This is a genomic window from Pontibacter sp. BAB1700 (assembly GCF_000277005.1).
Classification (GTDB): domain Bacteria; phylum Bacteroidota; class Bacteroidia; order Cytophagales; family Hymenobacteraceae; genus Pontibacter; species Pontibacter lucknowensis.
Window position 1 is genome coordinate 1 of sequence record NZ_AKIS01000191.1, and the last position, 12031, is coordinate 12031.

Annotated in this window: 12 protein-coding genes and 2 pseudogenes; all 14 read right to left on the minus strand. The window is 38.7% G+C overall.

All coding sequences use genetic code 11. The features are described from left to right. Window positions 1–285 precede the first annotated feature (285 nt). Window positions 286–1397, minus strand: a pseudogene (gmd, locus tag O71_RS18915) (GDP-mannose 4,6-dehydratase). Between the two features lie 24 nt (window positions 1398–1421). Continuing rightward, a pseudogene (locus O71_RS18920) lies at window positions 1422–2356 on the minus strand (GDP-L-fucose synthase family protein). 14 nt (window positions 2357–2370) lie between these two features. After that, window positions 2371–3465 (minus strand): glycosyltransferase family 4 protein, encoded by a 1095-nt coding sequence (locus O71_RS18925; RefSeq protein ID WP_007660194.1) that lies wholly within the window; start codon window positions 3463–3465, stop codon window positions 2371–2373. A gap of 160 nt (window positions 3466–3625) precedes the next feature. Beyond that, window positions 3626–4378, minus strand: a complete 753-nt coding sequence (locus tag O71_RS18930; RefSeq protein ID WP_007660195.1) for a glycosyltransferase family 2 protein — start codon at window positions 4376–4378, stop codon at window positions 3626–3628. 69 nt (window positions 4379–4447) lie between these two features. Beyond that, window positions 4448–5197, minus strand: coding sequence for a glycosyltransferase family 2 protein (locus tag O71_RS18935; RefSeq protein WP_007660196.1), 750 nt, complete (start codon window positions 5195–5197; stop codon window positions 4448–4450). Continuing rightward, window positions 5190–5774, minus strand: a complete 585-nt coding sequence (locus O71_RS18940; RefSeq protein ID WP_202800246.1) for a putative colanic acid biosynthesis acetyltransferase — start codon at window positions 5772–5774, stop codon at window positions 5190–5192. The genes O71_RS18935 and O71_RS18940 overlap by 8 nt, the downstream gene beginning before the upstream one ends. Beyond that, complete coding sequence (locus O71_RS22150; protein ID WP_081490541.1) at window positions 5743–6297, minus strand: glycosyltransferase; 555 nt, start codon at window positions 6295–6297, stop codon at window positions 5743–5745. The genes O71_RS18940 and O71_RS22150 overlap by 32 nt, the downstream gene beginning before the upstream one ends. Then, window positions 6267–6698 carry a glycosyltransferase gene (locus tag O71_RS22155; RefSeq protein ID WP_081490542.1) on the minus strand — a complete coding sequence of 144 codons (432 nt, stop codon included), beginning with the start codon at window positions 6696–6698 and terminating at the stop codon, window positions 6267–6269. The genes O71_RS22150 and O71_RS22155 overlap by 31 nt, the downstream gene beginning before the upstream one ends. 177 nt (window positions 6699–6875) lie before the next feature. Next, window positions 6876–7586, minus strand: coding sequence for a glycosyltransferase (locus tag O71_RS22160; protein WP_007660198.1), 711 nt, complete (start codon window positions 7584–7586; stop codon window positions 6876–6878). Further along, window positions 7570–7974, minus strand: coding sequence for a hypothetical protein (locus O71_RS18955; protein ID WP_007660199.1), 405 nt, complete (start codon window positions 7972–7974; stop codon window positions 7570–7572). Before O71_RS18955 ends, O71_RS22160 begins: the two co-directional genes overlap by 17 nt. Then, window positions 7971–8975 carry an O-antigen ligase gene (locus O71_RS18960; RefSeq protein ID WP_192811710.1) on the minus strand — a complete coding sequence of 335 codons (1005 nt, stop codon included), beginning with the start codon at window positions 8973–8975 and terminating at the stop codon, window positions 7971–7973. Before O71_RS18960 ends, O71_RS18955 begins: the two co-directional genes overlap by 4 nt. A 198-nt stretch (window positions 8976–9173) precedes the next feature. After that, window positions 9174–10016: a glycosyltransferase family 2 protein gene (locus O71_RS18965; protein ID WP_007660203.1), complete on the minus strand. Its 843-nt coding sequence runs from the start codon at window positions 10014–10016 to the stop codon at window positions 9174–9176. 11 nt (window positions 10017–10027) lie between these two features. Then, entirely contained in the window at window positions 10028–10981 is a 954-nt protein-coding gene (locus O71_RS18970; protein WP_040574812.1) for a hypothetical protein, read from the minus strand. 569 nt (window positions 10982–11550) lie between these two features. Beyond that, window positions 11551–12031 (minus strand): polysaccharide pyruvyl transferase family protein (locus tag O71_RS18980; RefSeq protein ID WP_007660204.1); only part of this gene is annotated, 481 nt, incomplete at its 5' end.

The following is a 12031-nucleotide window of genomic DNA, read 5'->3' on the forward strand; positions in this document are numbered from 1 at the left end:
ATACCTATACCTATACCTATACCTATACCTATACCTATACCTATACCTATACCTATACCTATACCTATACCTATACCTATACCTGTCGTTCCGTCAAAATCTGGCGATAGATGCTTATGTAAACAAAATGCTCCAGTCATACAGGTAAGCTTTGAAAGCAATGAAGTACAGGTAAACTTTGGATTAGATCTGGAAGGTATAGCAGGGAAAAAATAAAACGGCAGCCCCACCAAAGTGAAGCTGCCGTTTTATTTTTAAGCTATACCTTGTTAGGGGTACAAGCGATTATTCGTGGTAGTTGAGGATGCGGTGACCACCTTCCATCAGGTAAGTGTCGCGCTTGAAGAGCTCGATGTCGTTCTGCATCATGTCCTTCACCAGCGCAGGAAGGTCGTACTTCGGCGTCCAGCCCAGCTTCTCCTTCGACTTGGTCGCATCGCCGATCAACAGTTCCACCTCCGTCGGACGGAAGTAGTTCGGATCTACACAAACTACCTCTTTGCCGATCTCGATCTGGTACTCCGGATTGTTGCAGGCGGCCACGTAGCCTTTCTCGTCCACGCCTTCGCCCTTGAACTCGATCTCGATGCCCACCTCGCAAAAGCCATTCTTACAAAGTCGCGCACCGTAGTAGTCACGCCGGTGGCGATCACGAAGTCCTCCGGCTCATCCTGCTGCAGAATGCGCCACATGGCCTCCACGTAGTCCTTGGCATGGCCCCAGTCACGCTTGGCGTCCAGGTTACCCAGGTACAGGCCATCCTGCAGACCCATTGCAATACGAGCGGCAGCACGCGTGATCTTGCGCGTCACGAACGTCTCGCCTCTCAATGGCGATTCGTGGTTGAAGAGGATGCCGTTGCAGGCGAACATGCCGTAAGCCTCGCGGTAGTTCACCGTGATCCAGTAAGCATAAAGCTTGGCCACCGCGTAAGGAGAGCGCGGGTAGAACGGCGTGGTCTCTGTCTGCGGCACGGCCTGCACCAGACCGTACAGTTCCGAAGTGGAAGCCTGGTATACCTTCGTCTTCTTGGTCAGCCCCAGGATGCGGATGGCCTCCAGGATGCGGAGCGTGCCCAGTCCGTCGGCGTTGGCAGTGTACTCCGGCGTGTCGAAGCTCACCTTCACGTGGCTCATGGCGGCCAGGTTGTAGATCTCGTCCGGCTGCGTCTCCTGAATGATGCGGATCAGGTTGGTCGAGTCGGTCAGGTCGCCGTAGTGCAGCTTGAAGTTGATGTTCTTCTCGTGCGGGTCCTGGTAGAGGTGGTCGATGCGCTCTGTGTTGAACATCGAGCTGCGGCGCTTCACACCGTGTACTTTATATCCTTTGCTAAGCAGTAATTCAGCTAAGTATGCGCCGTCCTGTCCGGTTACGCCTGTGATTAATGCGGTTTTCAAATCAGTTAATTTTAAAAATTTTATTTAAGCTGTTACCAGCTTAGTTTTAAAGTCGGCATAAGCCAGTGCTATACCTGCTCGTAAGTCGATTTTATGCCGGAACCCTAAGCTATGTAGTTTTGATACATCCATTAGCTTACGCGGCGTGCCGTCTGGCTTTGATGTATCGAAGATAATCTCCCCCTCAAAGCCAACAATTTCTTTCACGAGTAGGGCCAAATCCTTAATGGCTATATCTTCTCCTGAACCAATGTTTACCAATTCACGCCCGTCATAGTGCTTCATCAGGTATACACAAGCTTCCGCCAGATCATCGGCAAACAGAAATTCCCGGCGTGGGCTACCTGTTCCCCATACAGTCACAGCTGAAGCACACGCCTCCTTCGCTTCGTGAAATTTTCGGATCAGGGCCGGCAGCACGTGCGAGTTCTGCAGGTCGTAGTTGTCGTTGTAGCCGTAGAGGTTGGTCGGCATCACGCTGATGAAATTGCTGCCATACTGGTCGCGGTAGGATTCGCAGAGCTTGATGCCGGCGATCTTGGCAATGGCATAAGGCTCGTTCGTCGGCTCCAGCGGACCGGTGAGCAGGTACTCCTCTTTAAGTGGCTGCGGGCCATTTTGGGGTAAATACAGGAGGAGCCCAGGAACATCAGCTTCTTCACGCCCGACAGGTGCGCGGCATGGATGATGTTGGCCTCGATCATCAGGTTGTCGTAGAGGAACTCGGCGCGGAAGGTGTTGTTGGCGTGTATCCCCCCTACTTTGGCGGCGGCCAGGAAAACATAGTCCGGCTTTTCAGTCTCGAAAAAATCCTGCATGGCCTGCTGGTTGCGCAGGTCCAGTTCGGAGGAGGTACGGGTAAGGATGTTGGTGTGGCCGCTGGCCTCAAGTTGGCGCAGGATGGCAGAGCCCACCATGCCCCGGTGGCCAGCAATGTAGATTTTCGCGTTTTCTAACATGAAGTTGAGAGGGGTTAAGCCGCCTGTCTTTGAGCTGGCACATCAACATCCGTATTTTTCCGACGAAGCAGTAGAGATGGAATCTGGCTGAAAATGAAGGCTGTCAATATGATCAGAAAAAGAACCGTATGAAGTCCTAAAGAAACAGAGACCAGCGTCAGAATAATAAAGTAGATGTTGGCTGCGTATAAAATAACAGCGGCCCGACGGTGACTCATACCCAAGTCAAGCAGTTGGTGGTGCAAATGGTTTCTGTCGGGACTGAAAGGGGAACGCTTATCAGCCAAACGTATGGTAAACACTCTGAGCGTATCTACGAGTGGGATAATCAGAATTGACAGCGAAAGCAATGGTGTCGGCAGTGGCTGATCTGAAAATAAACCGATGGTAATGTTTGAGTTCAAGAACTTGGTGCATAGAATTGCTAAAATAAGGCCTAAAATGAGTGCACCCCCATCGCCCATAAATATTCTGGCTGTAGCAAAATTGTAGCACAGAAAGGCCAGTAAAGAGCCCGCCGTAGCAAAAGCAAAGGCGGCAGCACTCATGTGCTCATTTAAAAAAAACAATGCACCAAATGCAATGGCCGCAATACTACCAATCCCTCCTGCCAGACCATTGATGCCATCAATTAAGTTAACAGCATTGATAACCACGATAAAAACAAAAAGAGTAAATGCTATGCTAGCCAAATAAGGTAATGTACCAACACCAAGCAGGCCGTGAAAGCTCTCGATGCGCACGTCGCCATACACCACCACAAGTCCAGAGGCCACCAAAAGCCCAACAAGCTTTTTAAGTGGGTCAATAGCAACTAAATCGTCTTTGAGGCCCAGCAAGAATACGATGACAAGCGAAAGAACGATCCAGCGGAGCAAGCTGAAATTAAAGCCATCTGCCCAGAAAAGGACTGAAAAGAAGATACCGGCAAATATAGCTACCCCACCCAAGGCAGGTATGGTATTGAGGTGTATCTTACGTTCATTCGTTTCATCGAAAAGCTTACGTATAGCAGCAAATTTAATGACATAAGGAACAGCAAAATAGGTAATCAGAAATGCTGTAATGAAGAACGTAAAAGTTTGTAGCATATAGTAGAGACCAGTCAAAATACAGCAATAGTATTCAGCCAGGCTTTATCTTGAGTGAAAGTATTTCCTTATTGCTAGCATATGTACTATGCAGTAAAATTGCACGGTTTTAAACTAATGTCGCAAATATAAGAATATTACTTTATAATTGATAGAGTACCAGAAACTAGCGTTAAAATTAATGTTTGACAAAGAATTGCTCTAATTTACTCAGGTTCTTCCACGCTAGGGCTAAATAGGGATTCTTAATACCATTAGACTTCAGGGCTCTAAAGTCTTCAGCTGATTTAAGCTTAATGTTTTTCAAACTTCGATTACTTGCCCCTCCTACTCGCATCTTAGTGATCACTTTAGGCAGGTATTTAAACTTAAGTGTGGTGTCTTGAAAAATGCGGAGCATAAAATCATAGTCTGCTGCTATTCTATAGTCTAAATTGAAAAGACCATGTTTTTCATACACTTCCTTCCGTAAGAACAGCGTTGGGTGCGCAGGCATCCAGCCTTTGCCCAATAAATCTGAAGCGAACGGCTGACTTTTCCAATACCTAATTATTTTGGAAGTATCTTCTTTATCTACATACTGCAAATCCCCGTAAACACCATCAATATTTTCTTCGTCAAAAATCTTAGCAATATCTGATAGGATAGTTGATGAGGCTAGAAGATCATCAGAGTGCACAAAACCGATAATATGCCCGCTGGCGTTATTAATTCCCTTGTTTAGTGCATCATAAATGCCCCTGTCTCTTTCTGAAATTATTTTTAAATTTTTTTTAAAATTTTGCTTAACAACAGATATTGTATTGTCTGTTGAGCCCCCATCAATCACAACAGTTTCTATCTGAGGATAAGTCTGTGAAGTAAGTGACTCCATAGCTGTGGCTACATTGGCTTCACTATTGTAGGTGGCAGTTATTACTGAAATTTTCATAAAAGCTAATGGGATTGATTGAGTTCTTTCATTTTCAATTCAATCATCCATTCGTATGTTTTTCGAAGTTTACAAAAAGTATAGCCAGCACGACCATTTAAAAAAGCCACCACGGATAACATAAAGACCAAAGAAAATGAGCCATGACCTATGTGGTAATTTATAAATTAATCTTTTTTGGGTCTTCCTCCTTAAAACAGGATCTAAAGAAAATAACCCTTGAAGAGTTACTTCGCCCTTTAACTCATCTTTCAACTTCATGGCTTCCATTTGAGAATAACGGTTGTGCTTATCAAACCACCAGCTAATGCCCTTATTGAAAGGATAATGTATTAGATGCTCGTACAATTTACCTTCTTCTCCAAGAGTTACATATTCCTCATTAATTTCCCTTTCGACCAGAACTTTACCATTTTTAAAAAGACGAGGAAACCATGTAGGATAGCCGCTGCTTTGTTTGATCCACTTACCTTGGAACATATCCTTGCGGCGCACCCTATACATTGTTACAGAGTTATTAGGAATAGAAACCGCTTTTAAGATTTCTGATTGAAGTTCAGGAGTCACTATCTCATCAGCATCCACCATCAAGATCCATTCTGCATCTTTAGATACAGAACCCAATGCAGCATTCCGTTGGCTGGCATAGTTGTCAAACCTGCGCTGATGTATTTTAGCCTTATAATTTTCAGCAATTTCTAGTGTACTATCAGTGCTGTAGGAATCAAAAACTATTATTTCATTCGAGAAAGATAAAGCCTCGAGACATTTGCCGAGTATCTTCTCCTCATTGTAAGTAAGTATTAAAGCACTAACCATTAAGAACTCTATTTTTTAAAAATTTCGCTGGATTGCCACCTACTACTGTCCATGGCTGTACATCTTTAAACACCGCTGCTCTAGCTCCAACTACGGCTCCTTCGCCTATTGTTACACCCATGCCTATAAAAACATCCGCACCAATCCATGCCTGATCTGCGATAGTAATAGGGGCGGTAATTAAAGGGGTTTGAGGATGAGTTATATCATGAGAAGCTGCACATAAATATGATTTTTGAGAGACGGTGGAATGGCGACCAATTATAATGGGGGCTACATTATAACAATCAACCTCAGGTGCTAGACATGAATATTCTTTCATAACCAAGTTCCAAGGCATATATATGCGTACATTAGAGTAAACTACAGCTGTAGAATGTAGTTTTGCACCAAATAATCTTAATAAAAATCTTTTCCAACCGCTCCCGATGCTTCGAGGTAACGGATAAGCAAATAAGGTCCAAACAATGGACCATAATAACCTTGCTACTTGGTTTCTCCAGGTCAGCTTATTTTGATATTGTGAAAGATCAATTTTTTGTTTTTCAATCTGCATAAATGAAACTTGGTTTTTCACTTTTGCCTAAGACCCATTGATATAGTTCAATAGTTTGCTTAGCAACAGCTTGAATACTATATTTTTCCTCTATTAGCTTTCTACCATTAATACCCATATTGAATAGAGAAAGGTTATCTTGAACAAGAGCTTCCTTTAAGCATTCAACCAAGGGGGCTATACCCTGGTTTACCCACCATCCAGCATTATAAGTTTGCAGATCTTCCCATGGAGCTCCCTTTGTAGTGATTACAGGCACACCACAGGCAAGAGCCTCAGCAACCACTATCCCAAAGTTTTCAGTAAAAGTTGGAAGCACAAATAAGTCTGCACCATGATAGGCACTAATCTTTTCCTCACCATACAGTGGTCCTATAATTGAAACTTCATCATGTAAATTTTTATTTACAATTAGCTTTTGAAGTTGCTGCACATAATTGCTGTCTCCGTTACCAGCGATATCAACAGTCCATTTATTTCTAATGCTAGGCGATACCAGAGACCAAGCGTTTATTAAATTTTCAATTCCTTTAACAGTATGAATTCGGGAAAGAAAAAGGAGTTTCCGCTATCTTTCTCAATGTTGGTTTCTTTTATGGGAAAACTAGTAATATCTATACCATTAGATATAGTCGCTATATTATTTTTAAAACCTAAGTTGACAATATTCCTTGTTTCTTTACATGCAGTTGCATGCACGCACGATGCGTATTGCAAATCCCTTTTTTGATACACATTGTAAGCGACTTTTTTCTTCCACTTTTTAAAATTCAATGCCCATGGTTCTAACATGCCTCGGGTAGAAATAATATACCTGACTTTTCGTTTACGCCCCCATTTAGCCATGTAATGAATTGTTAAGTCCCAAATACCATGACCATGCAAAATATCAATATTGGCGTCATCAAGATACTTAAGTAAGACTTCGTCTAAAATTTTTATGATCTAAATAGCATAATCTAAGATTCGGATGCGGACTTATTTTAAAATAAGGATTATCTGATAGTTTACAGACTATTGTCACCGTATGCCCTATTTTAGCTTGATGATATGCAACTTCAGAAACGCTCTGAGCTGGACCACCTGTACTTAAGTCGATAGAAGGAATAATATGTGTAATATTCATAGACTTTTCCAAGGTGCAGCTATTGTTTTGTCAGATACTAAACTTTCTAGCATGTATTTTGCAACTGATTTACCATTAATACTCTTACTCCATTCTAGTCGATTGTATCTTTCTGTTCGAATTTTCTCAATGTTACGGACACAGAATTGAATAGAAAGCTCTAAATCACCTTTCTTATTATGCGAGAAAACAAGACCGTTAAAGCCTGAATGAATTAATTCTTTAGCACCACAATTTTCGCTGCAAATAACAAACATCCCCGCCATTAAAGCTTCATTAATAACAGCCCCCCAACCATCATGTCTTGAAGGTAATATTAAAACATCGCATGATTCCATTTCTGCTATTGTCTCTTTATTCTTTTTTGTTCCATGAAAAGTAGACCGAATGTTATGGAGTAATGCAAAGCTTTCTAATGAGTGACGTTCTTTACCATCTCCTATAATGTTGAGTTCATAGTTATCATTTGGTAAACTAACCATAGACTTTAGAAGTAAGTCTAAACCCTTTCTTTTAATAAGCTGCCCTGCAAATAAAAATTTTACGTGTTGGCTACAATCATAGGTCATTAGAATAATTGGTCTCTCAGCAACACAATATATGAAAGGAACTATTTTAGAAGACGAAACACAAAACTTATTATACCAATCAAGTGCGTGATGCCCAATTGCAAAAATTTTATTGAAGTACTTAAAATATTTCTTCATCTAAAATGTAAGTTTTAATTAGATGTGCCCAATATGGATAACTGTAAAAGAATGGGCCCTCTACAATCAAATAACGAGTAACATCATACTTTAAGCTAGCTTTGAAGCCTTTGTAAATAACAGGTGACAACCTAAATCCAGAAAATAAATGATGTCCATCTGGATTATCAGTGAAGATGGATTCAATTTCCTGCTCATTCGGAGCAATAATTATTTTAAATAATTTCTTCTCTTGAATATCTGCTTCCCATCCCATACTCCTGCGATTCTCTGAAAGCACTTCAGGAATAACTAGTATTACTTCGATTTCGTCACTTATTGATTTTAGTTGTGCTATATAAGGCAACTGATGCGGAGATAGGATATTCTGCCAGAAAATAAGAGTCATAGTGTGTTCAAATTTGTAATTAGTTTACTAGTATATCTGTAATCATCACATACACCTAGCATTAACCAAAATAGGAAGAATAAACCAGAACCAGCTGAGAATATATATCCCTCAGCCATCATGTGCACTATAAAAAAACTAAGAAATGATCCTATCAATGCTAAAGAAGCCTGAGAATCATGACTATAGATAATGAATCTCAGGTTTAGGCCTAGTAGTATTATTAGAATTACAAATCCAAGTAGACCGGTCATGGATAACGCAACTAACCAAGATGAACCTGGCTCAATAGTTCCAGTCTCCTTATCGAATCCATGAGTTGTTAATATAGGATCGATAGAGGCAAAACCAATACCATATAGTGGTGAAGTCAGAAATTCATCAACTCTACTTTTCCATAACAGGTCTCTTGTCGCAGTTAACGATCCTTCGTCAGCTGTATATTCCATTTTTTCAGATAAACGACCTGTATAGGGTTCCCAAATAGGAAAAGTCAAAATTCCGAATACAAATATTGTAACTATAACTCGGGCATATTTCACCATATTTCCCTGATTAGTTTTGTATAAGAAGAATAATAAGCCAGCTATGCCACCTAACAAAGCAGATCTAGAGCCTGTAGCAACGCAAGTAATGAAGCAAAAAAATGTTAATATAATAAAGATTAACTTTTGTCTCCTATCAACGGCGATGAAGTACCATCGCAACGTAACAAGCATAGCTAAAGCTGCCATAGGCCCAAGCATCATAGAGTGATTAAATAACCCAGAATAACCACCTCTACCAATCATATTGGGAATACCTATAGCAATACCTAAAAAAGAAACAACAACTAGTAACACTAATGAAAAGCTTAGATATCGGTAGAGATACCATCTAAAATGATAAAACAATGGATTTTTAATTAATGGACCTATCAAGCTCGTTACAAGAATAAAAGCTAATAACCTTTCTTCAGGCTTAAAGTAGAATGGGATATCATTTAATAGAACACTTATCAAAGTCGCGAGATATAACATCGAACTAATTACGCTTAATCTTAGTCGCAATTGTGGAATTAGTACTAATGCTAACAAAACCACTAGACACAATATTAATACAGCGTAATATATATTCCCCAAGTTTAGCGCTAACATTGATACGTGTAAACACAATATAATGCAGCAAACAGTGCCAAGGATTTTTGTCAAAGTTTGCATCTAATAATAAAAATCAATCACACGATTAGAGGCTATCTTCCTCTTATTTAATATGATAGATTTGCACTTGTACAATGCTATCATTCCATGTAAGGGAAGTAAAGGTGAATTAAGATTTAACACACCATGTCTAAAAAAACTTAGGCACATTTTGAAGGTTAACAATGTTGCATGCTTAATTGGGAAGTGCTTCCAATAAAACATACCAAATGTTTTCATGTAATTGATCGCTCGAACTTTTTGTTCTGAAATAGGTAATTTTCGTGTTCTACTATCGTGAGCAATGACTATCTCTGGAGCAAATATAACTTCATAGCCTTTCTCCATCATTCGAAGTGAAGAATCAATTTCTTCCCCACCAAAGAAAAAATCCTCATCTAAGTAATCGATTTCAACTAAAGCAGATCGTCTAAAGGCATGACCAGCACCATGATAATTTTTTATAAGACGAGTTTTGGAGTCATTAGAATATACTCCTGTGTTTTTTATTTCTATTAAATAGGCTAAACATCCTGCGTTGGGATTTAAATCAAACAACTCAATAGTTTTTTCACATAAATCTAAAGGAGGATAGGCGTCATCGTCTAGATAAATAACAATATCACCTGTTGCTCGCTTAAAACCTGCATTTCTTCCAACAGACACCCCGCTATTATAGGACATTTGTATAAGTTGAAAATGAGGATAATTTAATTTTACAAACTCAGCAGAACCATCAGTTGAGCAGTTATCAACTACAATGACAGTATAATTGCCGTACGATAGTTGACTAAGTTTTTGTAAATTTATTTTTAGTTCTTCAATTCTGTTATAACTGAGAACTACTATATCAATTTTTGCCATTACCTTAATAATTATTTTAGTAGAAACTTTAACCTGATAAAGAAGCTTCTATCGATAATGTAAACAACCAAACTTTGTACAATAAAGAGACATGCTGTTAAAATAATAACATGACTTAACAACTGTATCGAAAACAAGCTAGATATGACCCATGTAGCAAGGATTGAAGTGACAAAAAAGCAAAGCCCTTTTACTAAAGGAAAAAGGAACTCGGCAACAGGTAACCCCATTATTTTACTTGCATATACCGGTATAATTATTATATTTTTACAAAAAGCGATAATAATGCCTGATATTGGAATACTATAAAATGAAAGGTTTGTAAACTTTATAAATATTAATGAAAGTAGTAAGTGAGCTATGCCAAACAAAAATTGAAGCTTTCCTGGGGTTTTAACTTTATTATAAGCGGTGAAAATTGCGAATAAAACATTGACGGGTAAACTAAATAAAACTGATACAGTTAGCAATTTGAGCAGTAGTGAGTACTCTGCAAATTGAATTCCCAACCATAAAGTGAGAATCTCTTGACTAAAAATAAACAATACACTTACTAAAACTGATATAGGATATAAGATTAAAAGAATTGAAGCTTTTACTGTATCAGCTATTTCAGCAAATTCACCTTTAGAATAATGTATAATTATGACGGGTATTAAAATTCCAGAAATTAAGCCAACACCAACCCGGAGAACATTTAATAATTGAGTAATTGCACCAAAAGATCCCGAAATAGCTAAGTCGAAAAAAAGGTTAAAGATGTAAATATCCATGCTTACGAGCATTAAGGTTCCAATTCTACCTAGGGACAACCAACCCCCCATTTGAAACAATTCTTTTGCCTTACCAGATTCAAAATCTTTTATATCGACATTTATAGTACTTTTGAAGCTTCTCCAATAGACTAAACTAATTATAAATGAAAAAACTGAAGCCAAAATATACGCTAAGCCTACATATTTCAATGTTGCACTATCAAAATAAAAAAAGATAAGTATAAAAAATACCCTAGCAATTTTATATCCTACTTCAATTATACTGTCAAGATCAACTCTATTATAAACAAATAAGATAGATCTGAATGCACTGCCAATTATCTGGATGCTAAATCCTATATATGTTAAAAATATTAAATATCTTGTATCAGCTATAAAATTCCCTGGGATATTGATGAATGTTTGCGGAAAATAAGATATGAATGCAAAAGGTAATAATAATACACTAACAATAGCTATTAACCCAAAAAGTGCTGTATTAAATACTTTTTTTACTATTTAATAAGTCGGCTTTTTGAATATAAAATGTTAGATATCTATTTATTGATCCTTTCAAAGACATAGTCACAATACTTACCGCCTCCATGAAGACTAAAGTTAACGGAATCATACTATAACCTTCTGCTCCAAGCTCTCTTAGCAAATAGGGTGTAAGTAGAGCTGTTATCAATAAATTAATACCGAAATCACTAACTTTTAGAAAAAGATTCTTTAAGATCTGACCGTTAAATTTAAATAACACATCCTATGCGATAAGTTTATGACAATACTTTCACTTGATCCAAAGCCAATTCTATAGCCTCTTCTTGACTTTCAGCAAATACAGATTGGGGAACGTCTTTTAGCCATGTATTATAAAACCTACTATTTTTTCCGTAGGAGTTATCTAAAAAAATTGATGGTATACCTAGAAGTAGAGAGAAAATATGTCCATGAAGACGAGTGGTGATATTTACTTTATATTTCGACAAAAAATTGATACCCATATTAATATAGCCCTCCCGGTTCATCGGTGGATATATTCCCCAATTTGGGTTTACCAAACTAAAATTGGGTTTCTTAGAAAAAACAAAACTTGATAACTTTCTATTTAGCACCATCCAAAGTATGTGCTTTTGTCTGAAAAAAGTATCGTTGTGAGTAGGCCAATCTAGAACATCGAATAAATTTTTATCAATTGTAAGGTTATTTAATTCTTTAAGCTCATTATCATTTCTTTTTAGAAACAAAACTTTATCT

Excerpts from the sequence above, each read along its gene's own strand:
- O71_RS22160 (WP_007660198.1), bottom strand. The coding sequence starts at position 7,586 with ATGAAGAAATATTTTAAGTACTTCAATAAAATTTTTGCAATTGGGCAT.
- O71_RS18955 (WP_007660199.1), bottom strand. The coding sequence starts at position 7,974 with ATGACTCTTATTTTCTGGCAGAATATCCTATCTCCGCATCAGTTGCCT.
- O71_RS18965 (WP_007660203.1), bottom strand. The coding sequence starts at position 10,016 with ATGGCAAAAATTGATATAGTAGTTCTCAGTTATAACAGAATTGAAGAA.
- O71_RS18930 (WP_007660195.1), bottom strand. The coding sequence starts at position 4,378 with ATGAAAATTTCAGTAATAACTGCCACCTACAATAGTGAAGCCAATGTA.
- O71_RS18935 (WP_007660196.1), bottom strand. The coding sequence starts at position 5,197 with ATGGTTAGTGCTTTAATACTTACTTACAATGAGGAGAAGATACTCGGC.